Genomic DNA, 24,418 nt, shown 5'->3' on the forward strand with positions numbered 1-24,418 from the left:
TATCAATTAATGTTAAATATGAATTAATGCCCCGACGAGACATATAACACCTGCAAACAGCGTATACACTACGAAATATTTAAATACTGCAGACAGAATTTTACTTTCGGAACCCGCTGCATTAACGGCGCCCGCGCCTATTGCCAACCCTTGCGGGCACACCATTTTGCCGATACCGGCGCCCATAACGTTTGCAGCTGTAATCCAATACGTATTCAGCCCCAATGATAGGGCAGTCTGTGACTGTAAGCCGCCGAACAAAACGCAGGTAGAAGTACCGGAGCCCGTTACAAAGGCTCCCAAAACGCCTATGATGGGGGACACAAAAGGATAGAACGGTCCCGTTGTCGCAACTAGCAAATTCGCTATATCCGAAATCATACCGCTGTATATCATAATTTTAGCGACGGCCATAACAGCGCAAATAGTAAATATGGTTGTCCAGTATTTTTTTAAGGTCGCGCCGAATACGGAAAAGATTTCTGCAAAACTCGCTTTTTGAATAAGACCGCCGCAGATCGCAGCGATAAATATGATAACGCCCGGCGTATTTACCCAGCTAAATCCGAGCGGTTTCCCGCCTTGTCCCGTATATATGAGGAATGAGCTCTTTATACCCTTTATTGCATTATGTATCGGCGGAACTGCCGTAGAGGTTACGGTAAGCAAAACAAAGATTAAAACAAAGGGCGCCCATGCCTTTACTCCTTCCGCAAAGCCGATATTCGATTTCTCCGTGTCTGCTATTTCAATCGAATATTCTTTATTCGTATCCTTTTTAAATATTTTTATAGCCGCTATCATACATAACATGGAACATATCGACCCGATAATATCGGGGAGTTCAGGGCCGAGCCACCACGCGGCGGCAAACCACGGAATAACAAAAGACAGTGACGCAATCAGCGTTATCCGGAACACTCCTTTTAATGCCTTTATCCCCTTACCGCAGATAACAACCATAAAGAACGGCGACAGGAATGTAAGAATCGCCTGTATAAGCGCTACGTTTGCGGAAAGTGCCCCAAGTTCAAGTCCTGAAACGGTACCCAATGTGGTTGTCGGAACACCAACGGAGCCGAAAGCCGTCGGAGTACTGTTTACGACAAGACATGCTGTTACCGCCCGTATGGGATCAAGCCCGATTCCCGCCAGCATCGAAGCAGGAATTGCAACGGCAGTACCGAACCCTGCCATTCCTTCCATGAAGTTTCCGAATCCCCAGCCTATAATCAGCATCAATATTCTTTTATCATCGGAAATGCCTGCAAGCATCTTTTTGATTGAATCCATTGCGCCGGTTTTAAGCGTAAGATTATACGTAAAAAGAGCCGCTATTATAACCAAACAAATAGGCCACAGCGCATTTAAAACGCCTTCCAACGCGGCCGTCGACGTATGGACAATATTTAATTTCCAATATGTTACAGCCAACACAACGGTAATGATCAACGCGATACCACACGCTTTATAACTCGGCATTTTCAGTTTACTGAGCGCTATGATGAGCCAAATAATAGGTATCATAGCAAGGATGAATTTTAAAAACAACATGGCAATGCGCCTCCCTTTAGAAGACCGAGTATAAAAGCGGCTTTTGCGCCGGATTCATCGGCTCACCGCTCCTTTCATTACGGCTTCTAGAAAAAGGATAACACGATTAATATCCGCACGCAACTATAAATTTAAAAAAAATATAAAAATTTATAAATTTTTATTTGACAATTCAGGGTATCTATGCGCTATAATAGTAATAGAGTATAAATTAATTCCGGGTACGATGCAAATAAGCATAAGACTCAAGGTTGCGTTGCCGAAAGCGCGCCGGATGGTTTTTATCATTTGTTTTGTAAACGGTATTTTGGTGTATTCACCTTAACATTATTTTATGGAGGCTGCGATGAGTAGTATAACAGACGACTTGTATGAGCTTTTTAAAAAGAATCTTGAAAGTGTAAACGGCATCAGCAAGCGGGTTCCTAAGGCAGGATTGGGGAAGGCCGTTGCGGAAGTGTTCAAGGAGCACGGCATTTCTTCCGCCTGCGTGTTTGAATCTCCGCTCCTTAAAGAAGCGGGGGTTGTATCGGAGCTTGCGGCTGCCGGTATCAATGTACACACCGATCATATCCGCCTTCATGCCGAAACGGACAAGGGCGGCGTTTCCGAAGCGCAACACGGCATTGCCGAACTTGGAACTATCGTTCAAGAACAGGACGACGTTGACGGAAGAATTGTCGCAACGATGTCGGAATACTATATAGGAATTGTAAAAGGTTCCACGATTGTTCCCACCTACGATGACATGTTTGACATATTAAGTAAAACGCCTCAACTCCCGAATTATGTAGGATTTATCACAGGGCCGAGCCGTACTGCGGATATTGAATGCGTAGGAACGGTAGGGGTTCACGGGCCGATTGACCTGTGCATTATTGTAGTTGATGACGAATAAGACATATCGAGGAGTGTAAAATAAAAGCCGTACAAATAGCTCAGGCTTTTATTTACCCAAGTTTGCTCAAGCGCAAACTTGTATATCATCTGCACGTTCTCACTTCGTTGCGAACGTGCGTAAAAAGTCAATCGAAAGTTGATACTTTCTTCTTGACTTTTTATAGGAGAAATCATTATGGCTAACGAAGAATTAAAGCAAGAAATACAGTCCGCATTATCCAATGCTACGCTGGGGCGTACGCTCGGCAATTTTTGCAAAACGTATCCCGCAAGAAGAGAAAAATCGTATGCAGGCGTCGATTTTGAAGCCACAAGGCAGATGATTAAAAAAGTCAAGTCTTATGCCGCGGATCATATCGATGAAATAATCGAAGAATTTACAAAAAACTGTGAAGCGAGAGGCGGTCATGTATACCATGCAAAAAGTACGGAAGATGCAATGGAGTGGATACGCAAGCTGGTAAAAGAAAAGGGCGTAAAAACCATTACTAAATCAAAGTCCATGGCTTCCGAAGAATTGCATTTTAACAAGGTTCTAAAAGAAGACGGCGTTTTGGTTCAGGAAACCGACCTAGGGGAATTTATTATTTCGCTCGAACAAAATACGCCGGTACACATGGTTATGCCGGCGCTGCACCTAAATAAAGAGCAGGTTGCCGACCTTTTTACCGATTATACGAAGGTTAAAAACAATCCGGTTATTTTGGAAGAAGTAAGAACCGCCCGAAAGGTAATGCGGGATAAGTTTACCGCTTCCGAAATGGGCGTTTCCGGCGCAAATGTTGCGGTTGCCGAAACGGGAACCGTTTTTACGATGACAAACGAAGGTAACGGACGTATGGTCGGAACGCTTCCCGGTACTCATCTGTATATTTTCGGTATTGAAAAATTCGTTAAATCGTTTTCGGACGCCCGCTGGATTTTTAAAGCGCTGCCGAGAAATGGAACCGCGCAAAGAATTACCTCATACATTTCAATGTATACCGGCGCCTGTGAAGTTACCGTTAATAAGGAAACGGACGAAAAGAAAAAGAAAGATTTTTACTGCGTAATCCTTGACGACCCCGGCCGCAGAGAAATTCTTGCCAATAAGGATTTCCGCCAAATGTTCGATTGCATACGGTGCGGCGCCTGTCTTGACGTATGTCCCGCTTTTGCGCTGGTAGGCGGCCATGTCTACGGTTCAAATGTATATACGGGCGGTATAGGAACCCTGCTGACGCATTTCTTAGTATCCGAGGAGCGGGCTTCGCAAATTCAAAATATCTGTTTACAGTGCGGAAGATGCGATGAAGTCTGCGGAGGCGGTCTCAAGATTTCGGAAATGATTATGAAGCTGAGAGAAATGGATATGGCGGAACGTCCCGATGCAATAAAGAAATTTGCATTGGATGCAGTATCCGACCGCAAACTTTTCCATTCGCTGCTCAGAATCGCTTCCATAGCGCAAGCTCCGTTTACAAAGGGACAGCCGATGATTCGGCACTTGCCGATGTTCTTATCGGGGCTTACCGAAGGAAGGAGCTTCCCGGCTATTGCACCGGTACCGTTTAGAGACATATTCCCGACAATTAAGCAAGAAGTTAAAAATCCGAAAGGAACGATTGCATTATTTGCAGGCTGCTTGTTGGATTTCATTTATGTTGATCTTGCCCGATCCGTCATCGCTGATATGAACTCCATCGGTTACAAGGTGGAAATGCCGCTCGGACAGGCGTGCTGCGGCTGTCCCGCGACAAGTATGGGCGATGTGGCAAACGCAACAAAAGAGGCGATTATCAATATTGAAGGAATGGAAGCGGAAAAGTACGACTATATCGTTTCGGCCTGTCCGTCGTGTACGCATCAGCTGCATTTATATCCGACCTTCTTTGAGGAAGGCACTCCCATGCGCAAACGGGCGGAGGAACTGGCCGGTAAGGCTTTCGACTTCTGTAAACTCTTTTACGATCTCGGCGGCGTATCAGATCAAGGTGACGATAAACCGCTTAAAGTTACCTATCACGATTCCTGCCATCTTAAGCGGAGCCTCGGCGTAACGGAAGAACAGCGCGAGCTTCTAAAACATACAAAGGGTGTTGAGTTCGTAGAGATGGAAGAACATGATAACTGCTGCGGTTTCGGCGGTTCCTACTGTATGCTCTATCCTGAAATTTCGGCGCCCATTCTTGAAAACAAGATTAAGAATATAAAGGCTTCGGGAGCGGGAATTGTCGCCGTCGACTGCCCCGGCTGTATGATGCAGATCAGAGGCGGGCTTGACGCGAGAGGAGAGAACATACAAGTTAAGCATACGGCTGAAATTATTGCGGAGAAAAGAGGGCTGGTTTAAGGTTGAAAGAAACAAGGAGCGAAGCGGCGCAGCATTTTGACATTCCTGAATTGGAACGCTTTATAAAGGAGCCGGAGGATTGCGTAAGACGGTATATGCGCCTGATTGTAAGAAATCCGCTATCGAATACCGAAACGGGCAGCATCATTAACGATGCGGTTTCTTCATCGGGGAAGATGATCAGGTCAAAGCTGCTTCTGCTCTGCGGAACCTTAGGTCCCTTATGGGAGGCAAAAAAAGAGCGGCTATGCGCATTGGCGGCTTTGGTTGAGCTTACGCACCTCGCTTCATTGATACACGATGATATCGTTGATGATGCCCCCTACCGGCGCGGAAAACCTGCAATACACAGTAAGTACGGCAGAAATGCGGCCGTCTATGCGGGCGATTTGCTGATAGCGAGCGTGTATCACTATCAAGCGGCGGAACAGCTCAATGAATCGGGAGCGGCGCTTTCAAAAGCGATAGAACGGATGTGCGCAGGCGAAATAGGACAAGACGCCTGCCGCTATAAAGAGGAGGTTACAATAGAAGAATACCTACACAATGTCAAAGGAAAAACGGCGGCATTGTTTCAGGTTGCCTGCCGCATAGGCGCGCGGGAAGCGGGGTGTTGTGATGCATTGGTGAGCACACTTGAGCGGTTCGGGGAGAACATCGGTTTTATGCTTCAGCTGCGGGATGATCTACTGGACTTTACCGCCGACGGAAAGGTGTTCGATAAAGAGATTCACCGGGACTTTTTGAGCGGGATTTATACGATGCCGCTGCTTAAAGCGCTGGAGCATCCCGACGCCCAAAAGCTGTTGCGGCCGGTTATGCGTGAAAACACACGGCGGCGTCTTTCGTCCGAAGAAATTTCCGATATGGAAAAAAATGTTATACGTTTAGGAGGCATTGACGGCACCCGCGCTGAAATTAAAACACTTGCAAAAAAGAACGAAAAACTTTTGAACACAATTGAGGATAATGCATTGACGGTAACACTGATGAAAAAGCTTACGAAACTTTTGGAGGTCTAAAAGATGAGCCGGTACCGAGGTCTAACGGTGCGTACGGCTGTACAACTGGCCGCACCTCATACATGGGTTGCCTCCGTTTACCCCGCGTTGTTCGGCGTTCTTTTCAGCAGAATAAGCGGATACGGTTTAAGTATTCCTACGGGAGGAATGCTTATCCTTGCATGTATACTGATGCAAGCGGCGGTAAATACGCTGAATGACTATGCAGACTATGTAAAAGGTACCGACAGCACGCAAGACAATGTAGAAAAAAGCGACGCCGTACTTTTATACAACGACATAAAGCCCGTTCATGCGCTGTATCTCGGCCTTTTATACCTTGCGGCGGGAGCGGTCTTAGGAATTTTCAGCTGTATCAAAACGGGATTTGTTCCGCTGTGTATCGGTGCAGTCGGGGGCGTAGTTGTGTTGCTGTATTCCGGCGGACGGCTTCCGTTATCCTACCGTCCGGTAGGCGAGTTCGTTTCGGGCTTTGTTATGGGAGGCCTGATACCGCTCGGTATAGCGGCGGCGGCAGACAATAGGCTGCACCCTGCCGTACTTGTGTACAGCCTTCCGCTCATCATCGGTATTGCGCTTATTATGATGAGCAATAACGGATGCGATATTGAAAAAGACATACGCGCAGGAAGACACACACTGCCCGTATGCATCGGAAGAAAAAAGACGGTTATCTTATACCGCATATCGGTAATCGTGTGGATCACGCTGTTGTGCGTATTGCCTGTCGCTACATTCGGCATTGCCAACGGTATAATCGCTCCTATTTGTATTGCTGTCGGCTGGAGAGCCTTTATCGGTCTTCTCAAATCGGACTTATGCCCTGAAAAGCGCGTACGATGTATGAAAGGCATTGTATCGGCAAACATATACGGAAACGGCGGATATATAGCGGCGGCGGCCGTCAGCCTCGTATTGGGAAAACGCTGATGAAACGAGCTTTCGACTGTAATGATGACTTCAAAAAACACGGTTTTTTGAAGATACCCTCTTGAGTGTTCTCGCAAGGGGTCGTATGGATAGCGTATTAAAGTCGCAGCACGTATATCGGGTTTTTGAAACCATATCGGGGAATTATGACCGCGCAAATGAACGAATCAGTTTGGGGCTGCAAAAATCGTGGAAAGCGCTGCTGGTGAATGCAATTTCCGAAACGGCGCCGCTTCATACGAATTTGCTTGATGTGTGCTGCGGCACCGGTGACATTCCCCTTTTGACGGCGCAAAAACGGCCGGATATATGGAGTACCGGAATAGATTTTTCTCCCGCTATGCTGGCCGAAGCGCAGCGGAAGAGCAGCGGTATGAAACATATCGTATGGAAGGAAGCGAATGCAATGCACTTGCCGTTTCCCGACAATACCTTTGCATCTGTTTGCATTTCCTTCGGTTTGCGCAATACGCCGGATTATCAACAGGTGCTAAGCGAAATGAAAAGAGTTGCAGCCGCCGGAGGAAGCATATATTGTCTGGATTCCTTTATACCGGACACCATATACGTACGCGGTTTTTATACGTTGTATTTTAAGTATATCATGCCGCTTGTAGGCGGAGGGAAAAAATATCGTCAAGAGTATAGATGGCTCTATACGTCTACGCAAGAATTCCTCCGTAAAAAAGAATTGGTTGCGTTATACGAGCGTTTGGGGCTGACGCATATTACCCAAACGAGCAGAATGTTCGGGGCATGTATATTGGTTCAAGGGAAAAAACCGGAGAAAACTGCTAAAGACCTTAGCGTTTAGAGGTTTTTCTCGGATTTATGTGCATATAAGGGGACATCTGAAAAATTCACCGGAATTTTTTAAAGATGCCTTATATAGAGTATAGAGTATAAAATTTGTGTCTTAATAAAGGCACAAACGTACATTTCACACAAGGAGGAAAGAGTATGAGCGATGATAAATTTGATGTCATAATCGTCGGAGGAGGATTAGCCGGCTGTTCGGCAGGTCTTGTGTTGGCGCGGGCAAATCTGGAAGTGCTTATCATCGAACGCGGAAATTTTTGCGGAGCAAAAAATATGACCGGAGGACGGTTATACGGTCATAGTCTTGAAAAAATTATTCCGAATTTTGCGCAAGAGGCTCCCATTGAAAGAAAGGTTACAAAAGAAAAAATTTCTTTGATGAGCAGCGACGGTTCCGTTGATATTGGGTTTGGCTCCAAGAAATTAAGCAGTGAACCCGATACCGGTTCGTACACCGTACTTCGTGCGCCATTTGATCAGTGGTTGGCTTCAAAAGCGGAAGAAGAAGGGGTTTCAATTATTCCCGAAGCGCTTGTCGAAAAGCTGATTGTTGAGGACGGAAAAGTTATCGGTGTTGAAGCCACCGAGGAAAAGCTATATGCGGATGTTGTTATCCTTGCAGACGGCGTAAACTCGCTCCTCGGGCAAAGCATCGGTATGAAAAAGGAACTCGAACCTCATCAGGTCGCAGTCGGTGCAAAAGAAATCATCAAACTGGGTGAAGATGTTATCAATCAAAGATTCGGGGTGCGGGGCAATGAAGGCGTTGCGTGGCTTTCCGCAGGGGACCCCACAGCGGGAGGATTCGGCGGAGGCTTACTCTATACAAATAAAGATTCGGTTTCAGTCGGTATCGTAGCGACATTAAGCGACATCGAACACAGCGGTTTATCGGTTAATCAATTACTCGAACGCTTTAAAGACCATCCGGCTGTGGCTCCGTATATAGAAGGCGGAAAAACCATTGAATACTCGGCTCACTTAGTACCGGAAGAAGGACTGCACATGGTGCCGGAATTATACAGAGACGGTGTTATCATCGTAGGAGATGCCGCCGGATTCTGTATCAATCTCGGGTTTACCGTCCGCGGTATGGATTTTGCAATAGAATCAGGACGTCTCGCAGCCGAAACGATTATCAAGGCGAATGAAAAGGGAGATTACAGCGCAAAATCGCTTGCATACTACCAAAAAGCATTGGATAACAGTTTTATCATGCGAGATTTAAAACAATATCAAGGATTTCCTGCATTGCTTGGACGCAGAGAGATATTTGAGCTTATTCCTTCTCTGGCGACCGATATTGCGGCTAAGGCATTCACCGTCAACGGCAAACAGGAACAAAATCTTATTATGTATGCGCTTGACAGTATTGCACAGCGGACAAGCGCGACGGAAATTGTAAATACAATCACATCGATAGTGGAGGCCTTTTAACTATGAAAAAAATGACGATTGAAGATAAACTTGCGCTTAATGTATTTCATACGGATGAGGAATATTCTCATATCGATGTTGATCTTGAATATACGGATGAAAAGGAGATTAAAAAATTATTGCTTGCCTGTCCTGCGGAATGCTATAAGTACATTGACAACAAACTTGCTTTCAGCCATTTAGGATGTTTGGAATGCGGCACATGCAGAGTCCTCTCTTTGGGCAAGATCGTCAAGCAATGGAATCATCCTTCAGGCGGGATCGGCGTTTCCTACAGACGGGGGTAGCTTTCCGGCGGTTCCGAAAAATGTGTTTGCATCACCTTTCATCGGTATCATTTGAGGAACCGCCCGTATATCGTTTGTTGCCGATAAAGTAAGGTTGAAATGGGAAGAATAATAGTATTTACCGGAAAAGGAGGAGTCGGTAAAACAAGTATCGCTGCGGCTCATGCACTGCGGTCGGCGCGTACGGGACAAAAAACTATATTAGTCAGCGTAGACATGGCGCATAACATCGGCGATATTTTTAGAGCGCCGGTGGGCAAAGATATAACGGAAATTGAAGAAAACCTGTGGGCAGTAGAATTGGACCCATACGCGCTCATGCGTGAAGATTTTCCCGAAACTCAAAAATCGATATTCGATCTTATCGGAGGGGCAAAAAAGAATCTCGATGCGATAGGCAGCCATTTCATCATTCCCGGATTTGAAAATTTATTTTCACTACTTAAAATCAAACAACTCTATGATGATAACACCTATGACCGTATTATTGTCGATTGCGCCCCAACCGGAGAAACATTATCCCTGCTTAAACTCCCCGAATTGCTTTCTTGGTACATGGAAAAATTTTTCCCGGTCGGTAAAACCATGCTCCGTGTATTATCTCCTGTTTCAAGGGTAAAATATCATGTTACACTTCCTAGCCGTAAAACCCTCGACAAAATAGAAGTATTACATGCAAAACTGCTCGAGCTTCAAAATCTTCTTAAAGACAAAGATATCAGTACCGTCAGATTAGTATGTATGCCGGAAAAAATGATTGTGGAAGAAACGAAGCGTAATTTTATGTATATGAATTTATACGGATACCAAGTCGATACCGTATTTATCAACCGTATGGTGCCGGAAGATATAAAAAATCCGTTTATGCAAAAAATCAAAGAGCACCGTAGCCGATATATACGCGATATGGAAAGCATATTCACCGATATACCTATCATATATGTTCCGTGGTATCCCGATGAAATAAGAGGCTTTCAAGCAATTCAAAAATTGAGCGAAGAAGTTTTGAATATCCCTGACCTATTCGCGGTTAGAGCGCACACCGAAAGCGAATCGTATGAAAAATGGGAGGAGGGATATATCCTTACCATTACGCTGCCGAACAACTGCCGAGGCGAAACGGAAGTGTTTTGTCATACGGCGGATATCAGTATCAAAGTGAATAATTTTAACCGCTGTATTCCCTTACCTAATACGCTGCGCGGAAGCAAAATCGTTCAAACGGACGTAAACGATAGAACCGTTCGGATTTATTTTCGGCTTTCCGAAAACAAAGAGGCATAACCTGTGAGAATTATTATTTACACCGGAAAGGGAGGAGTCGGAAAAACCAGTATAGCGGCGGCGACTGCGTGCCGACTCGCAGATAACGGGAAGAAGGTTCTTATCATAAGTACGGATCAAGCGCACAGCCTCGGCGATTCTTTTGGAGAAAAATTAAGCGGGGAACCGGTACGCATATTTAAAAATATCGATGCGTTGGAGATCGATACCGTCTATGAAAGCAAAAAAGCATGGAAAAATGTGCACGATTATTTAAAACAAATCATTACGGAAAAAGCGAACGGCGGAATAGAGGCTGACGAAGCATTACTGTTTCCGGGCTTTGACGAGCTGTTTTCTTTATTGCGTATCCTCGATGCCTATCAAGATAATAAGCATGATGTGATTATTGTAGATTGCGCTCCGACCGGAGAAACCTTGTCTTTACTGCGTTATGCCGAAAAATTAACCGTCTTTGCCGATAAGATCATTCCGATGATACGCACGGTCAATACTGCAATTGGATCATTAATTTCAAAAAAGACCTCCGTACCGAAACCGAAAGACATCGTTTTTGAAGAGTTTGCCGCTTTAATTAAAAGGCTTGCGCAGCTACAAAAAATACTTCACGATCGTACTGTTACCGGTATAAGAATTGTTATTACCCCTGAACGTATCGTATTGGAGGAAGCCCGCCGCGCTTATACATGGTTTCAACTCTATGATTTCGGTGTTGATGCAATTTTTATAAACAAAATATATCCCGAACAAGCGCTCGACGGTTATTTTGAAAATTGGAAAGCCGTACAGGAAGAGCATATACGCATTGCACGGGAAAGCTTTATAAATCAAAAATTTTTTACATTGGAATTGTGGGACGAAGAAATACGCAGTAAAAAACTTTTGGACAAGGCTGCAGAAGCGTTGTATGGAGAAACCGATCCGATGGAATTATTTTGCAGCGAACCTTCTTTTCATATAGAAGAAGCTCATGGAACATTGATACTCGTTATGAATCTTCCGTTTATTAATCAACAGGATATTTCAATTTTAAAAGAGGATGCCGACATAATCGTATCGATCAAAAACGAAACGAGGAGATTTCATTTGCCGGATAATATGGCAAGACGCACGCTGTCAAACCATATTTACGAAAACGGTCAGCTTAAAATAATGCTGGATTATTAAGACTAAAAATCCCTCTGTAAACTCAGCCGTATTTTTGCCCGTTGGGGAAGTTCCTCCCCCCGTATAAGCACGGCATCATTTATCGTAATGGTTTTGAGATGCTTTTGCGAATGGATCCAATTAAACTCTTTGAATACACTGCCTTCTATATGTTCCATATAGATAAGCCCGTCCTCATATCGATAGGTGCAGTCCATCTCCGCCGGAATCCCGGCGCCGAAACCTTGAACGGCAATGGTAAAAAGTTTAAACGTATGTTCATCGGTTACCCGATAAAATTCTTTCCATAAGACATGTTCAAATGAATGTTCCCACTCAAACGAAAGGACATCACCGGTTTGCACCGTTTGTGTACAATACCGTTCTTTTGTTACCTGATTGGAAATTTCAACAGCATTACCGGAGGAACAGCTTACCGGTAGTAATACGGCAAAAATAAGCAGACACACTTTATATAAACAAGTGCATATACGCATAAACCGCAATCCGGTAAAAAGCCGTTCCATCCGACATATCCGTTAATTCTGCGGAGTGTTAAAACCTTTTTCCTGCCAGAATTTTGCAGCGCCCGGATGCAGCGGAATTCTTACATCCTCTACACCGAAGGACAAATCGATATGCTTATTGGCCGCATTGTGTGATGCTTTAATCGTCGAAATATTATCGAAGATAACCGTCAGCATATCATACACAACATCCTCAGAAAGCTCGCTGTTTACCAGCATGATGTTATACACAAAAACGGTGTCGACATCCGTAGTGTTGTTATAAGTATTTGCCGGAATAATCGTCTGCGAGAAGAACGGATATTTTTCAATCAGTGAATCCCTGCCCGCGCCGTCGATGGGAACAATCTCCATATCATAGCTGGTCGCAAGCTCCATAATCGTTCCGTTCGGCAAACCCGATGTAACAAAAGCCGCATCGCACTGACCGTTCTTCATTTGATCGATTGCTTCACCGTAAGACAAATAGTCAACCTTGCTGTCGGCGTACGTCATACCATAGGCTTCATAAATCATACGGGCATTTAATTCAACACCGGAGTTTGCAGCGCCGACGCCGACCCGTTTTCCTTTTAAATCTGCAACGGTTTTGATACCTGATTTGCGCAGCGTTACCAGCTGTACATAATTCGGCCACAAGCGCATACAAGCGGTTAGCTTAGGATTGGCTTTGCCTTCATAAGCGCCGAAGCCCTTATATGCCTGCATAACGGAATCCTGCATTGCAATGGCGAGCTCCGCCTCTCCCTTTGAAATCATCGAAATGTTTTCAGCTGATGCACCGGTCGCTTGCGAACTGGTATTATACCCAGCCGACTTTAAGGCTTCGGCGAAAGCTCCGCCAATCGGAAAATAAATACCGCTTGTCGGGCCTGTCGCAACCGTAACGAACTCTTTCGTTCTATCAAGCTGATGAGCGGCTTTCTCTCCGCCTTCTTTCTTTTCACAGCCTATTGTTGTCATCACAACCAATGCGACCATACACAACAGACCGAAACTTACTCTTACTGTCTTCATAATATCTCCTATAAAAGTTTTGGCAGGATGTTTCAACATCCGAAAAAACTTTTAGCCGTGCGCGTTACGCGCATCCGTAAATAATCGAGTTTGCAACGCAAACCTTTTTGCCTATTTCTCGGTTTTAAACTTACCGACTTCCAAGACAAGACCGTCTATACTTTGCTTATTTTTTACGGCAATTTCAAGAGACTCTTGCGCAGCTTCATTGATCAATTCCGTCTGTGAGGCGATATCGTCGATACTCTGCCGCAAAATACGGGTTAATTCATCGAGCATCTTTGTCGCCGAAACAACTTTTTCACCGTCATCAAGCATTTCTCCGGAACCGTTTTTTACTTCATTCGTTAAACCGGTAACGTCGTTAATAATACCCCAGATGATTTTTCCGTTCTCTTCCTGCTCATCCATCGCTTGAACAACCCCTTCGATGGAGCCGCTCAAACCTTTTGAGTATCCCGAAATGATATTAAACTTTTCAACGGCTCCCGATGCGGAATCGGCAAGTGCTTCGATTTCGGCGGAGAGATTTTTAAGTGTTATGGAAATCTTTTTACCCTGTGCACTCGATTCTTCAGCGAGTTTTCTGATTTCCGAAGCGACGACGGCAAATCCCTTCCCTGCTTCTCCCGCATGAGCTGCTTCGATAGCGGCGTTCATTGCAAGCAAGTTTGTTTGACTTGCAATATTTTCTATTACGGCGCCCGCTTCAATTAAATCGCCTGATGCCTCCGCAATCCGTTGCGACACCTCATTTGCTTTAGCGAGTGTTTCCCTGCCGTCATTGGTAGCCGCAGAAAGATTACGGATAGCCTCACGGGTTTCAGCTACATTTTCGCCTACCATACCGATACTATGCGACATCTTATCAAAAGAAGAGGATGATTCCGTCACCATTGCGGCCTGCTTACCAATACTGTCATTTAAAACACGCAGTGTTTTGATGATATGCTCAATAGCGGCAGCCGTACCGGATACGCTTTCTTCCTGTTCCACAAACCGCTTTTTCAGATCTTCAATACCGGCGGTAATATTTGAGACCACTTCGCTGACCGACATCATATTGCTTTCGAGATCGGAACCGACCGATTCCATTTCGCGGGAATCCGCCCCGACTTTTTGGATTGAATTTTTCAGTTTTAAAATCGTCTGATTAAAATACGATGACAATACGCTCGTTTCATCCTTACCACTTGCAGGAAGCTCTATCGTAAGGTCTCCTTCTCCCTGCGCAATATTTTTGAGTGCATCTATCACGTGATTGATCGGACGAGTAATATTGCGTGCAATAAGAACACCTAACGAGATGGCGATAATCAATTGGCATAACGCAATGATGACAAATGTTTTAATAAGGTTTGTCACATTCTCCGCCATAAACTCCGAGACGGGAGCCGTTAAGAGGAGTGTCCAATCCGCGTAGCGCATCGAAGCGACGGCAGATATATACTTGACGCCTTTTATTTCGGATACGTTAACCGAAGACTTATGTGAAGCAAGCGCCTGTTTAAGGAATTGCGCATATGCATTTGTATCACTTCCGATTATTTCACTGTAAATATTTTTGTAAAGAATTTCGGGGCGGCGGTTGCCTAAAACAGTGCCGGAAGCACTCACCAAATACGCAGTACCCGTTTCGCCGACAATAATATCGCTTATTAAATTCGAGAGTGCATCACCTAAAATCGTTGCATTGATAACACCAGTGATTTTCCCTTGTAAATCCCTCATAGGAATCGCCACAATGAAAATATATCTCCGATCGGTCGATGACTGTGCCGGTTCCGTAATAATATATTTTCCTTTACGTGCCGATTGAAACCAATCGGCGCTTGCAACTTTTTCAACCGTGTTATCCGTTCGGTACAACATACCGTCAAGTCCGCTGATACCGAAGCTGAGCCAGCCGCGCTGTTTTTGCATTTGTATCTCATTCTTAAATAATTCTATTTTTTCTTGATACGATACGGTGTCGTCTTGAATGATCGGCAAGTTTGAAAACGCTTCCAACTTTCCGAACAAGGCCTGCGAGCGTTCATCTAAAACTTTCGATGAGCTTTTTACGAGTTCTTTTAAGAAATATTCGGTATTATCCAAAAGCGAAACGGAAGCAAAGTATATCGCGACAATATAGACAATCGTTAAAATAGAAACGGCAAATACGGCAAAAGATGTAATCATCTTATTTCTAATGGAAAAAAAACTCGTTTCTTTTTGTCTATGTGAAACTGTGCGTACCATTGTGTTCTCCATTCTTATCAGTTAGAAAATTCCCTTTATTCTTTCAGCGTAGCGTTGGAATTCTGCACAAAGCGATTCAGTACAGCTTGAATATCTTTTCCCGCAGCGGCTTCTTTTAAAAGCGTATTCCAGTATCCGCGCATCTGCCCGAAACCGGTAATATTATTGTAATACTGACCAAAGAACCGTTGAAGCACCGAATTATACAGTATTTCGGTATCTTCCGTTTCTATCTGAATTTTAGAGCTTGCAGGAAAACCGCCGGTTGCATTTATAAGCTTAGGCGCCCATACTTCGTCGGTTGCGGCAAAATGCAGGAATTTCTTTGCGGCCTTTATTTTATTCGCATTGCCGTTGTTAAAGACACAAGCACCGCCCGCCAAAAATTCAAGGAGCGGAGCGCCGGCATCATTGGGAAACGGCATATAGATCGGCGTAAAATCTTTTCCTTTATAGCGGCGTTTACCGTCATTCATTTTATTGAGCTGAGGTGAATACAAGATAGTATGAGCGGCCTTAGCGGAAACGAACATTGCAATCGCATCATTTGAAGTAAGATCCTTTCCGTCGAGCAAAATGCCCCGTTTCATTGCACGTACCGTCCAATCCACATTCCGTACCGCTTGCGTAGAATTATAAATATAACTGGAATAATCTCCGTTCAAAAGATTTGCATTTCCATAAAGGTTGACCAAAAAGGCTCTAGTCCCCTGATCGCCGCCCATATTTTTATAATAGAAAACACCCGGGACGGTTCCTGCCGGTAGCTTCTCTTTAAGGGCAGTTAAGAGCCTTTCATACTCTTCAACCGTCCATTGGCGGTCTCTCCGCTTATACGGCAGCAAATCGATAAGATGCAGGTCTTCGAGCATTTCTTTATTGAACGCCATCGAAAAAGCGCCTTCATGCATCGGGTACATATACGTACGTCTATCTTTACCCGCGGAAACGGTCAAAAGCTCCGTCGTGATATACGGTTTTTCAGTTGCGAGCACATCATCCAGCGGTTCAAGCAAGCCCTTCCCCGCCCATCCGATAATTCGGCCGGGGGCATCATAAATAATATCGGGAGCTTTGCCGTCTTTTATGGCTTTTTCAATCTTTTCCGCTCCGTCGGTAAAACTGAGTAACGTAAAATGTACTTTAATAGAAGGATTTTCTTTTTCGAACGCAGCAATTAAACTTTTTTCAAAATCACCTTCGACACCGGTTTCGGAGGTAAAATTGGGAAACGACCAAAATTCAATTTCCGCAGCAGTATCGGCTTTTTTAGCATTCATACAGCCCATCAACAAAATCACCGGAAGGGCAAACAGCATAAGCAAACTTCTTTGCAATAAACCGTGAAAAATCTTAGTCATAACAGCACCTTGATCTTTTGTTTTAAAAATTATCGGCACATTGTAGCATAAGCGGTAAAATATAACAATCAGCCCTGATACCTCTATTATTCTGCGATTCTTATCTACTCTGCCTGATGTGTTTGCCCGCTTGCTGAAATAAATGCTCAACGTACAACCAGTTCATCTCCTTTTTTTAATAGACCGCCGGTAAGTACTTTCGCGAATATTCCGTTTGTCGGCATAATACATTCGCCCATTGTGTGATAGATTGCGCAATGGCTGTGGCACTCCTTCCCGATCTGCGTTACCTCAAGCGTTATGTTTCCCGATGTAAGAATCGTACCGATAGGAAGATGCACGAGGTCTATGCCGCTCACCAAAAGATTTTCACCGAACGCACCGTCTGTCACGTCTGCGCCTTTCGCTCTAAACCGTTCTCTTGTTTCAAAGGAGAGCAAGCTGACTTGCCGGTGCCACTTACCCGCATGAGCATCGTTTTCCAGTCCGAAATCTTCAATTAAAACGGCTTGCTCTACCGCATGTTTTGCGGTTCCTTTTTTTTCGCTGATACATATTCCCATCACGGTTCCCACAGGCTCACCCTCCTATCGTGTTCATCACGCGCGTTTCCGTTTTCCGCCTGTTGTTAAAATGATGACTTACCGGCTTATGAAACACCGCTTGTTTTAAAGCCCTCTCCAGCTCGGCATCTCCGGCTCCGCTTCTGAGTAAGCGCTTTATATTATATGAAAGCGTACTTGCAAGACAGGGCTTGATGACCCCTTCAGCAGTCAGCCGTACCCGATTACACGAGGAACAAAACATATCGTGTACCGCCGAGATAAAACCGACCCGTTTACCGTCTCCGAATTGATAATATCGCGCGGGGCCATTGCTTCTAAAATCGTCCTTTGTAATATCGGGATGATGCCGCTTAATCAAGTTGAATAAGTCCGCATTTGTTACCCGTGTCCGTTCCGCGATACCGATGGGCATCAGCTCTATGAACCGCACCGTGATACCTTTGCATGAAAAAAAATCGAGCACATCGAGCAATTCTGCCGGAGCGCTGTTCCCACTAACGACGGTATTCACCTTGAGGGCGATACCCAGTTCCTGCGCCGTATCTATTCCGCGCAGCACCTCCATAAGCCCGTCTTTGCGGCATATTTTCGTAAAGTTTTCTCTATTGACCGTATCGACACTGACATTGACCGCGTCTATCCCCGCCTCTTTTAGCTTCTCGGACGCCTGTTCAAGCAAGTACCCGTTTGTCGTCAGTGTAACCTGCTCAATACCTTCAAGCGCTTTTAAATCATTAATAAGAGAGCAAATACCCTTTCTAACCAGCGGTTCACCGCCGGTAATTTTGATATGTTTGATACCGATCCGAGGGAGTAACCGGCCTATCCTGATAATCTCCTCAAACCTGAGAATTTGATCATGCGGAATAAATCCGACCCCTTGAGCGGGCATACAGTAACGGCACCTGAAATTACACCGGTCGGTTACGGATATTCTGATATAATCGATTTCCCGCAGGAACCTATCTTTCATAGCGGCCGCTCTTTCCACCGTCTTTCTTCAAAAGCTCTATTCCCGATATACACATCGAACGATCCAGCGCCTTGCACATATCGTATATCGTCAGCAACGCGGCGGAAACACCCGTCAACGCTTCCATCTCAACGCCCGTCCGTCCGATAGCCCCGACCGTACATACAGCTTCGATTTTACATTCCGCTTCATACAGGGTAAAGTCAATACCGGCACTCGTAACCTGCAGCGTATGGCAGAGAGGGATAAGCTCCGGCGTCTTTTTTACCGCCATAATTCCGGCAACCCGCGCAATTCCCAGCACATCGCCTTTTTTGACGCTGCCTTCGCGTACCGCAAGAAAGGCCTCCGCGCTCATGCTGATAAAGCCGTGCGTAACCGCTATTCTTTTTGTCTCATCCTTACCGGCGACATCCACCATCACGGCTTTACCGGAGGAGTCAAAGTGATTAAGTTGTTTTCTTTCCATGTTATTATATCATAAGCAACTTTTATGAAAAAATAAATGGGAACCTGTAAAAACTTCCGTTTTTAGAGGTGAGCTTTGCTCACCGGTTTTCCCTTAGATGTAACTTGCGATTGAAGGAGATATTAGATAAAATTTTTTGATTTTATTTGATACATTAACTCAGGAATTGATTCCGACGCAATAAGCCAGATTCGATCTGTTAAGATTTCCTCATAATCATGAACAATTTTGTTTCTTAATCTTTTATCACGCTCATTATGAAACATAGAGCAGCTCCCGAGAATTCATTATTGCTTCTCTTCTATATGGATTTACTAAAGCAGCAGGTTCCACTATATCAACATTTCTTTTTGTAATATTTTGAAGATAGTCTTGTATATCCAGTATATCAAAAAGTGATATTTTCTCAGAATTTCTAAACTCTATAAGGAAATCGACATCGCTTTCACTTGTAAAATCATTTCGTATTGAAGAGCCAAATACAGATATTTCTTTAATATTATACTTAGAAATTATATATTCCAAATTTTTATGAGTCAAATAGATGCCATTGTTTGAAAGTTTTTCAAAGGCTGTCATATTTCATTCCCTTTTAAATATACCATACCCTTATTAAAATCACAAGACGAACTCCTTTAAGCTGCCGATAGGAAAGAAAATCGTATTTTAGTACTGCGCCTTTATATTCGTTGCCGACACAGCTTCGTTCCATACATCCTTTGCTAACCGGAATGCTGCCCAGCCTTTCGGCCAACCTGTGTACATCGCCGTATGCGTGATGATCGCCGCAATCTCCGCCTTGGTTACGCCATATTTTTTGGCATTCTGCAAATGATACGAAAGCGACGTGTCGGTAATTCCCGAAGCAATTAGCGCGACAACCGTAACGATACATTTTGTCTTTACGTCAATAGCGGTTTCGTTCCACACCTCACCGAACAGTACATCATCATTTAAATGAGCAAATAGCGGCGCAAAATCGCCGAGCATATCGCGTCCCGCAGTCTGCGTTATTTTTTCCATAAGAGCCTCCTTTTAATAGCAAAATCGCTTTCTATGATAAAATTTTGCTGTAAATCGCAAAATCTTCGTTTTTGAATACGTTAAACACGACTTTCATCCCGCTTCCGGTTTGCTCGAAGTATTTTCGGACGGTTTCTACCGCAATTTCCGCTGCGCACCGATTCGGAAACATAAACACTCCGGTTGAAATACGGCAAAAGGCAATGCTCCGCACGTTATATTCTTCCGCTTTATTTCCATTTAGAACGTCTCTTTTGCAGTTCTAAAATCGGTAATCATTTTTTTGATTTGTGCACTATCTCTAAGCCAATCACCGAATATGATTTCTTCATTTGATGATATATGCACCTCTAAAAATCGAAGTTTTTAGAGATGCCCTCATCCTTATTTTCCGCTGAATACGGGAAAGCGGCTGTCGTCTCCGTAATCGAAAAAGTCTTTTAGTGTGGAAAGCTTTCCCCCGCCATTCATTCCACGGCTGCGGGCTGTGGATGATCATCATATCGAGGTAGTCCAGCTGCATACGCTTAAGCGTTTCATCGATTGAAAGAGCTGCCGCCTCATAGCTTTTATGCTCTGCGGCGACTTTCGACGTAATGAATAATTCAGTGCGCGGTATACCGCAGGTACGCACACCTTCGCCGACTCCCGCTTCGTTTTGATAGGCTTGCGCCGTATCGATATGCCGGTAGCCCGCTTTTACGGCATTGCGTACCGCATTCGCCGTCGTATCGTTTTCGATAAGCCATGTACCCAGTCCGAGCTTAGGAATTTTTACCCCATTCGCCAAAGTATACGTTTCGTTTAAAGTCATGTTATTCTCCTATAAAAACTTTTATCGCTCTCCGGCATATCACCGCCGGGAACAAAACGCTCTACACTCATGTGAAGGTTATATTTTTCACGGAGTTTAGAAATTGTTTCCATCATAGGCGAAGCATGATGAGCGTCAATCGCCGTCTGATTGTCCCATTGATCAATCAACAGCACGGTCTTTCCATCATTCCCGCTGCCGTCAAACAGCGGAACAAAATATTCGTAGCGCAAGTTGCCCTTTTCCGCACGGATTTTTTCCACCGTTCCGCTTTCAGTCATTTCCTTTGCAAAGTTAACCGCGGCATTTCCCTTACCGCTGTAACGAATGTTTACCGTTATGCTCATTGATTTCTCCTCCCGGATTTTTGTTATTGTTTTCCCCTATTTCAAAATCCCGTTCACGTATTTTGAAATATCGTTACCGCTTCCGCGCGTAAAGTCTTTTCCGCCCTTGAAGTCTGCTCCCTTTGCGTATTTTGCAAGGTCTGAACCGCTCCGGCCGAGCCCGCTTCCGCCTGATGTGCAGAAAGTAATAAGTTTTTTCCCGCTCCAATTCTGACTTTCGGCAAAGGTATACATGATCTTCGGCGCATATCCCCACCAGATAGGATAGCACAAAACAACGGTGTCGTAGCCGGATAAATCAATCATATTTGCGATTGCCGGACGGGATTTTGGGTCGTTACACTCGATTGTGGTGAGTGATTTTTTATCATGCCAGTTTAGATCGGCGGCAGTGTGTTTGTGGACAGGCTCTATTTCAAAGATATCCGCCCCCATCGCGTTTGCAGCATTTTTCGCCATCCGTTCCGTCGTACCGGTTGCGCTAAAATATACCACCGCTGTTTTTGCCGAAAGTCCTACGGCCATACCGGCGCCCATTAAAACTGAAAGAATAAATTTTTTCATCTTTTGCCTCCTGTAAGTATAAAACGAATCTGCGGAAAACCGCTATCTCTCTGCATTCTTTTGCAATCTGCACGTTCGTATATCGGTTTTCTTTAAATTATTACTGACATAGTGTCAGCTTTATAAGTATAATATAGCAATAAACTGACATTGTGTCAAGTTGAAATTTCTTGTTGTTAAACTGTTTTGCAGCAGGAAGAAATTTATACGGTAATACCGTGTTCGCGTTCATTCGTATAGTGTGTTACTTCAGCAGGTGTCAATCGGCGTATCTGTGTATGCGGATATTCTTTATATTCTCCGGCTGTAAAAAGAGGCGCGGTCTGCTTGCACTGTTTATCTTTATTTTTTTTCAAAAAGAGCAGAACATCATCATAAGAAGGAAAAATTTTATACGATTTTTTTCCCTTGCTGTTTTCGATTTCATAAATATCGCAGGACTTTTTTTCCGTATAATCCGCTGTCCGTAAATAAAGCTTTGCAATTTCCAATGACTTAAAGGGAAAATTCCATCTTTGTAAGCCTCTCTTTGAATCATGCTCAATACAAATACACCGCCCGCATGTTCCGCATATATACTGCGTATGATGTTCCAAACACTCAATAGGATTAAGCAGCGGCGTAATTCTGCTTTCGTTTACATAACATTCTTTGCACATGAAGCATCTTCCTGTTTCAGAGTTTTTAGCAATTTCCAAGCAACCGCGTAACACACTGATACACCAGCTTATAAATCGTAACCTTTGGGTATTCAAATCCGCACCGGTTCATGGCTTCAATCTGTTTTTTTGTTGCAAAGGCATAAGGATAGATTCCAAAGAGGAAAGGGAAAAATGAAAACAGGAATTCTTGGCGGCGGGCAGCCGAAAACGAAGGATAAAAGCGCTTGAGCAGATTTTCAACTGCATCAAAAGCGGCTTTGTAGGCACGCTTAAAGCATATCAGACATTCCAGACTGCTGTGTTCTTCCATATCGTACATATTCATCGCAAGCAGCTTTAAAAGCAGGCCGCGTTTTTCAAGGCTATGAGCAATTCTTTTTGGAAGTGATGCTGCAGAAAGGTTGAGATTTTGATGTATGGTATTCAGTTCATCCGTCCAAAGCTCATACTCCGTCTGAAAAATTGCAAGAAAGATTTCTTCTTTTGTTTTAAAATAATTGTAAATGGAAGGGCGGGAAAAACTGGTTGCCGTGCTAATTTCCTTTATCGTAATGTCTTTAAAATCCAGAGTCTCATACAGCTTTTTACAGGCATCGATGATTTCATTTCTACGGTTTTCCATATATTCAGGTGATGTTTTCGGCATGATAAAATTCCTTAGCTTTTTTTGTTTTCGGGCAATGCATCTATACTATATGATTTTACTGACACAATATCAAGAAAAAGCGCTGTTTGCATCAATAGCGCACTGATGAGAAGCCTATCGATTTAAAGTTAAGAATCCTCATCAGCCATATCCGGTAATCGCAGGCGCATGACCGGATAGCGCAGATAAGACCGAGCCATCTTGTTAATAAAGCAATGTGGAAACCGCAAAAAAAAGTATTAAGCATCAGGGTTGATGCGGATTTACTCGAAGCGCTCAAAGCGAGCGGTAAGGGATGGCAAACGCGGCTCAATAACTGGATTAGAAACGGCATTAACTCCCATTATTTTTAATTACAAGTATTATGCTGCCGGTATGCACGCGGCGGGCAGCCGAAGTTTTTTTAAACACGAAAAAGCCCGCATAACAAAAAAAGCATTGGCTAAAGGCTATCGGCAGCTATTGAGAAAGGTCTTGCTCTCTGCTTGAGTTTTGGGGAGCATAATAGTATGATAAACATCATAAATACTCCCCAAAGGAAAAAAGATAATGGCAGCAAAATACAATGAAATACAGGAATTCCTTAGGGTTCGTGCCGATCTTTATGCCAGATTACATTTACTGCCGTATGACGGTACACCTGAAATTAAAGAACGCGGCGATGGAAAATATTTATATGTTAGAAAGCGTGTAGCCGGTAAACAGACATCGACATACGTAGGGGTCTATACAGATGAGTTATATAACCTGCTCCTTCGTAATGCCAAAGAAGCTCGTGTAATAAGAAAAGAACTGAGAGATATAGAAAAACAACTTGCCATTGCCGGATATTCGGAAGACGGACTATCTTCCAATGTTATAGCAAATATTGCATTTGCAAGAGCCAATATGAAAGTAAATATCTATGATCAAGCGGTCTTAGAGGGAGTTGCAACATCTTTTCCACAGACGGAAGAAATTATAGAAAACGGAAAGGTTTCCGGCATGACAGCAGCTGATGTTCAAAAGATTTTGAACTTAAAACATGCTTGGGAGTTCATTCTGGATAAAGATGTTATTGCAAGTAGATCAGACTATTATATGCTTAGTTATATTGCAAAACTGGTAAACGAAGGTTTTTTTGCGGAAGGCGGGCGTATCCGCGGTGTTCCGGTAACCATCGGCGGTTCATCGTATGTTCCGCCGTTACCGAATGAAGCAGATGTTAAAGATAGCATTCAAAAGATTACCGAAGAGAATGATGATGCGATTACTATTGCTATCAAACTCTGCCTTTATTGTATGAAGACACAGATATTTCTTGACGGCAATAAGAGAGCATCCGTTATTTTCGCAAATCATTATTTAATTTCTCATGGCGGTGGTTTTATTGTAATTCCGGAAAAAGAAGTTCCTGAGTTTAAACAGTTATTAGTAAACTATTACGAAGGAGAAGACGTATCCATTATTGCCGGCTTTATGAAAGAACGTTGCTGGAAAACAATGTAATTGGAACCG

Annotated in this window: 27 protein-coding genes and 1 pseudogene; 11 read left to right on the top strand and 17 right to left on the bottom strand. The window is 44.0% G+C overall.

Annotated elements, in window-relative coordinates; translation table 11 throughout:
- Positions 1 to 12 precede the first annotated feature (12 nt).
- Positions 13 to 1,554, bottom strand: a complete 1,542-nt coding sequence (locus HGH47_RS06365) for an L-lactate permease (protein ID WP_432911066.1) — start codon at positions 1,552 to 1,554, stop codon at positions 13 to 15.
- A 346-nt stretch (positions 1,555 to 1,900) separates the two neighbouring features.
- On the opposite strand from HGH47_RS06365, the gene HGH47_RS06370 reads away from it, so the two are divergent.
- The 9 genes from HGH47_RS06370 to HGH47_RS06410 all read left to right on the top strand — a co-directional run bounded on the left by HGH47_RS06370 (position 1,901) and on the right by HGH47_RS06410 (position 11,732).
- Positions 1,901 to 2,452 (top strand): LutC/YkgG family protein, encoded by a 552-nt coding sequence (locus tag HGH47_RS06370; protein ID WP_432911068.1) that lies wholly within the window; start codon positions 1,901 to 1,903, stop codon positions 2,450 to 2,452.
- Between the two features lie 177 nt (positions 2,453 to 2,629).
- Positions 2,630 to 4,786: an L-lactate dehydrogenase (quinone) large subunit LdhH gene (gene ldhH, locus HGH47_RS06375; RefSeq protein ID WP_432911072.1), complete on the top strand. Its 2,157-nt coding sequence runs from the start codon at positions 2,630 to 2,632 to the stop codon at positions 4,784 to 4,786.
- A 2-nt stretch (positions 4,787 to 4,788) separates the two neighbouring features.
- On the top strand, positions 4,789 to 5,808 hold the full coding sequence (locus HGH47_RS06380; protein ID WP_432911075.1) for a polyprenyl synthetase family protein: 1,020 nt from the start codon (positions 4,789 to 4,791) through the stop codon (positions 5,806 to 5,808).
- Between the two features lie 3 nt (positions 5,809 to 5,811).
- Positions 5,812 to 6,738, top strand: a complete 927-nt coding sequence (locus HGH47_RS06385; protein WP_432911078.1) for a prenyltransferase — start codon at positions 5,812 to 5,814, stop codon at positions 6,736 to 6,738.
- Between the two features lie 85 nt (positions 6,739 to 6,823).
- Positions 6,824 to 7,552, top strand: coding sequence for a ubiquinone/menaquinone biosynthesis methyltransferase (locus HGH47_RS06390; protein ID WP_432911081.1), 729 nt, complete (start codon positions 6,824 to 6,826; stop codon positions 7,550 to 7,552).
- 146 nt (positions 7,553 to 7,698) lie between these two features.
- Positions 7,699 to 8,994, top strand: coding sequence for an FAD-dependent oxidoreductase (locus tag HGH47_RS06395; protein WP_432911084.1), 1,296 nt, complete (start codon positions 7,699 to 7,701; stop codon positions 8,992 to 8,994).
- 2 nt (positions 8,995 to 8,996) lie between these two features.
- Positions 8,997 to 9,281, top strand: a complete 285-nt coding sequence (locus HGH47_RS06400; protein WP_432911087.1) for a hypothetical protein — start codon at positions 8,997 to 8,999, stop codon at positions 9,279 to 9,281.
- 99 nt (positions 9,282 to 9,380) lie between these two features.
- Entirely contained in the window at positions 9,381 to 10,565 is a 1,185-nt protein-coding gene (locus tag HGH47_RS06405; RefSeq protein ID WP_432911090.1) for an ArsA family ATPase, read from the top strand.
- 3 nt (positions 10,566 to 10,568) lie between these two features.
- A complete protein-coding gene (locus HGH47_RS06410; protein ID WP_432911093.1) occupies positions 10,569 to 11,732 on the top strand; it encodes a TRC40/GET3/ArsA family transport-energizing ATPase in 1,164 nt (387 codons plus the stop codon).
- A gap of 2 nt (positions 11,733 to 11,734) precedes the next feature.
- Here HGH47_RS06410 and HGH47_RS06415 read toward each other — a convergent pair whose 3' ends face one another.
- The 16 genes and pseudogenes from HGH47_RS06415 to HGH47_RS06490 all read right to left on the bottom strand — a co-directional run bounded on the left by HGH47_RS06415 (position 11,735) and on the right by HGH47_RS06490 (position 22,921).
- Positions 11,735 to 12,238 carry a DUF1850 domain-containing protein gene (locus tag HGH47_RS06415; RefSeq protein ID WP_432911096.1) on the bottom strand — a complete coding sequence of 168 codons (504 nt, stop codon included), beginning with the start codon at positions 12,236 to 12,238 and terminating at the stop codon, positions 11,735 to 11,737.
- 12 nt (positions 12,239 to 12,250) lie between these two features.
- Positions 12,251 to 13,255, bottom strand: coding sequence for a TAXI family TRAP transporter solute-binding subunit (locus tag HGH47_RS06420; protein WP_432911099.1), 1,005 nt, complete (start codon positions 13,253 to 13,255; stop codon positions 12,251 to 12,253).
- Between the two features lie 111 nt (positions 13,256 to 13,366).
- Positions 13,367 to 15,496, bottom strand: coding sequence for a methyl-accepting chemotaxis protein (locus HGH47_RS06425; RefSeq protein ID WP_432911102.1), 2,130 nt, complete (start codon positions 15,494 to 15,496; stop codon positions 13,367 to 13,369).
- Positions 15,497 to 15,531: 35 nt separating this feature from the next.
- Entirely contained in the window at positions 15,532 to 16,857 is a 1,326-nt protein-coding gene (locus HGH47_RS06430) for an ABC transporter substrate-binding protein (protein WP_432911105.1), read from the bottom strand.
- 146 nt (positions 16,858 to 17,003) lie between these two features.
- The gene (locus HGH47_RS06435; RefSeq protein ID WP_432911108.1) at positions 17,004 to 17,432 is read right to left on the bottom strand and encodes an MOSC domain-containing protein; all 429 of its coding nucleotides are present in this window, start codon (positions 17,430 to 17,432) and stop codon (positions 17,004 to 17,006) included.
- Between the two features lie 4 nt (positions 17,433 to 17,436).
- Positions 17,437 to 18,396 carry a GTP 3',8-cyclase MoaA gene (gene moaA / locus HGH47_RS06440; protein WP_212566301.1) on the bottom strand — a complete coding sequence of 320 codons (960 nt, stop codon included), beginning with the start codon at positions 18,394 to 18,396 and terminating at the stop codon, positions 17,437 to 17,439.
- The gene (moaC, locus tag HGH47_RS06445) at positions 18,386 to 18,865 is read right to left on the bottom strand and encodes a cyclic pyranopterin monophosphate synthase MoaC (protein WP_212566300.1); all 480 of its coding nucleotides are present in this window, start codon (positions 18,863 to 18,865) and stop codon (positions 18,386 to 18,388) included. The genes moaA and moaC overlap by 11 nt, the downstream gene beginning before the upstream one ends.
- Before the next feature lie 122 nt (positions 18,866 to 18,987).
- The gene (locus HGH47_RS06450; protein WP_230974612.1) at positions 18,988 to 19,131 is read right to left on the bottom strand and encodes a HepT-like ribonuclease domain-containing protein; all 144 of its coding nucleotides are present in this window, start codon (positions 19,129 to 19,131) and stop codon (positions 18,988 to 18,990) included.
- A complete protein-coding gene (locus HGH47_RS06455; RefSeq protein ID WP_212566299.1) occupies positions 19,121 to 19,444 on the bottom strand; it encodes a nucleotidyltransferase family protein in 324 nt (107 codons plus the stop codon). Before HGH47_RS06455 ends, HGH47_RS06450 begins: the two co-directional genes overlap by 11 nt.
- An 87-nt stretch (positions 19,445 to 19,531) precedes the next feature.
- The gene (locus HGH47_RS06460; protein ID WP_212566298.1) at positions 19,532 to 19,888 is read right to left on the bottom strand and encodes a carboxymuconolactone decarboxylase family protein; all 357 of its coding nucleotides are present in this window, start codon (positions 19,886 to 19,888) and stop codon (positions 19,532 to 19,534) included.
- 31 nt (positions 19,889 to 19,919) lie between these two features.
- Positions 19,920 to 20,111, bottom strand: a pseudogene (locus tag HGH47_RS06465) (macro domain-containing protein); the annotation flags it as partial.
- Positions 20,112 to 20,216: 105 nt separating this feature from the next.
- The gene (locus HGH47_RS06470; protein WP_212566297.1) at positions 20,217 to 20,702 is read right to left on the bottom strand and encodes an aldo/keto reductase; all 486 of its coding nucleotides are present in this window, start codon (positions 20,700 to 20,702) and stop codon (positions 20,217 to 20,219) included.
- Positions 20,699 to 21,049 carry a putative quinol monooxygenase gene (locus HGH47_RS06475; RefSeq protein ID WP_212566296.1) on the bottom strand — a complete coding sequence of 117 codons (351 nt, stop codon included), beginning with the start codon at positions 21,047 to 21,049 and terminating at the stop codon, positions 20,699 to 20,701. Before HGH47_RS06475 ends, HGH47_RS06470 begins: the two co-directional genes overlap by 4 nt.
- Positions 21,050 to 21,085: 36 nt before the next feature.
- The gene (locus HGH47_RS06480) at positions 21,086 to 21,613 is read right to left on the bottom strand and encodes a flavodoxin (RefSeq protein ID WP_212566295.1); all 528 of its coding nucleotides are present in this window, start codon (positions 21,611 to 21,613) and stop codon (positions 21,086 to 21,088) included.
- A 203-nt stretch (positions 21,614 to 21,816) separates the two neighbouring features.
- Positions 21,817 to 22,272: a hypothetical protein gene (locus HGH47_RS06485; RefSeq protein ID WP_212566294.1), complete on the bottom strand. Its 456-nt coding sequence runs from the start codon at positions 22,270 to 22,272 to the stop codon at positions 21,817 to 21,819.
- A 25-nt stretch (positions 22,273 to 22,297) separates the two neighbouring features.
- Complete coding sequence (locus HGH47_RS06490) at positions 22,298 to 22,921, bottom strand: TetR/AcrR family transcriptional regulator (RefSeq protein ID WP_212566293.1); 624 nt, start codon at positions 22,919 to 22,921, stop codon at positions 22,298 to 22,300.
- 185 nt (positions 22,922 to 23,106) lie between these two features.
- Between HGH47_RS06490 and HGH47_RS06495 the strand changes: the two genes are divergently transcribed.
- Positions 23,107 to 23,274, top strand: a complete 168-nt coding sequence (locus HGH47_RS06495) for a BrnA antitoxin family protein (RefSeq protein WP_432911241.1) — start codon at positions 23,107 to 23,109, stop codon at positions 23,272 to 23,274.
- Positions 23,275 to 23,470: 196 nt separating this feature from the next.
- Positions 23,471 to 24,409: a Fic family protein gene (locus HGH47_RS06500; RefSeq protein ID WP_212566291.1), complete on the top strand. Its 939-nt coding sequence runs from the start codon at positions 23,471 to 23,473 to the stop codon at positions 24,407 to 24,409.
- Positions 24,410 to 24,418 lie beyond the last annotated feature (9 nt).

It is taken from the genome of Treponema sp. OMZ 805 (assembly GCF_050937395.1).
Taxonomy (GTDB): Bacteria; Spirochaetota; Spirochaetia; order Treponematales; family Treponemataceae; genus Treponema.

Bases quoted from the DNA above. Each gene is read 5' to 3' on its own strand.
- HGH47_RS06430 (WP_432911105.1), bottom strand. From the start codon at position 16,857: ATGACTAAGATTTTTCACGGTTTATTGCAAAGAAGTTTGCTTATGCTG.
- HGH47_RS06500 (WP_212566291.1), top strand. From the start codon at position 23,471: ATGGCAGCAAAATACAATGAAATACAGGAATTCCTTAGGGTTCGTGCC.
- HGH47_RS06425 (WP_432911102.1), bottom strand. From the start codon at position 15,496: ATGGTACGCACAGTTTCACATAGACAAAAAGAAACGAGTTTTTTTTCC.
- HGH47_RS06450 (WP_230974612.1), bottom strand. From the start codon at position 19,131: ATGTTTCATAATGAGCGTGATAAAAGATTAAGAAACAAAATTGTTCAT.
- HGH47_RS06455 (WP_212566299.1), bottom strand. From the start codon at position 19,444: ATGACAGCCTTTGAAAAACTTTCAAACAATGGCATCTATTTGACTCAT.
- ldhH (WP_432911072.1), top strand. From the start codon at position 2,630: ATGGCTAACGAAGAATTAAAGCAAGAAATACAGTCCGCATTATCCAAT.
- HGH47_RS06405 (WP_432911090.1), top strand. From the start codon at position 9,381: ATGGGAAGAATAATAGTATTTACCGGAAAAGGAGGAGTCGGTAAAACA.
- moaA (WP_212566301.1), bottom strand. From the start codon at position 18,396: ATGAAAGATAGGTTCCTGCGGGAAATCGATTATATCAGAATATCCGTA.
- HGH47_RS06370 (WP_432911068.1), top strand. From the start codon at position 1,901: ATGAGTAGTATAACAGACGACTTGTATGAGCTTTTTAAAAAGAATCTT.
- HGH47_RS06385 (WP_432911078.1), top strand. From the start codon at position 5,812: ATGAGCCGGTACCGAGGTCTAACGGTGCGTACGGCTGTACAACTGGCC.
- HGH47_RS06460 (WP_212566298.1), bottom strand. From the start codon at position 19,888: ATGGAAAAAATAACGCAGACTGCGGGACGCGATATGCTCGGCGATTTT.
- HGH47_RS06485 (WP_212566294.1), bottom strand. From the start codon at position 22,272: ATGTGCAAAGAATGTTATGTAAACGAAAGCAGAATTACGCCGCTGCTT.
- HGH47_RS06415 (WP_432911096.1), bottom strand. From the start codon at position 12,238: ATGGAACGGCTTTTTACCGGATTGCGGTTTATGCGTATATGCACTTGT.
- HGH47_RS06475 (WP_212566296.1), bottom strand. From the start codon at position 21,049: ATGAGCATAACGGTAAACATTCGTTACAGCGGTAAGGGAAATGCCGCG.
- HGH47_RS06390 (WP_432911081.1), top strand. From the start codon at position 6,824: ATGGATAGCGTATTAAAGTCGCAGCACGTATATCGGGTTTTTGAAACC.
- HGH47_RS06395 (WP_432911084.1), top strand. From the start codon at position 7,699: ATGAGCGATGATAAATTTGATGTCATAATCGTCGGAGGAGGATTAGCC.
- HGH47_RS06420 (WP_432911099.1), bottom strand. From the start codon at position 13,255: ATGAAGACAGTAAGAGTAAGTTTCGGTCTGTTGTGTATGGTCGCATTG.
- HGH47_RS06470 (WP_212566297.1), bottom strand. From the start codon at position 20,702: ATGACTTTAAACGAAACGTATACTTTGGCGAATGGGGTAAAAATTCCT.
- HGH47_RS06400 (WP_432911087.1), top strand. From the start codon at position 8,997: ATGAAAAAAATGACGATTGAAGATAAACTTGCGCTTAATGTATTTCAT.
- HGH47_RS06480 (WP_212566295.1), bottom strand. From the start codon at position 21,613: ATGAAAAAATTTATTCTTTCAGTTTTAATGGGCGCCGGTATGGCCGTA.
- HGH47_RS06365 (WP_432911066.1), bottom strand. From the start codon at position 1,554: ATGTTGTTTTTAAAATTCATCCTTGCTATGATACCTATTATTTGGCTC.
- moaC (WP_212566300.1), bottom strand. From the start codon at position 18,865: ATGGAAAGAAAACAACTTAATCACTTTGACTCCTCCGGTAAAGCCGTG.
- HGH47_RS06490 (WP_212566293.1), bottom strand. From the start codon at position 22,921: ATGCCGAAAACATCACCTGAATATATGGAAAACCGTAGAAATGAAATC.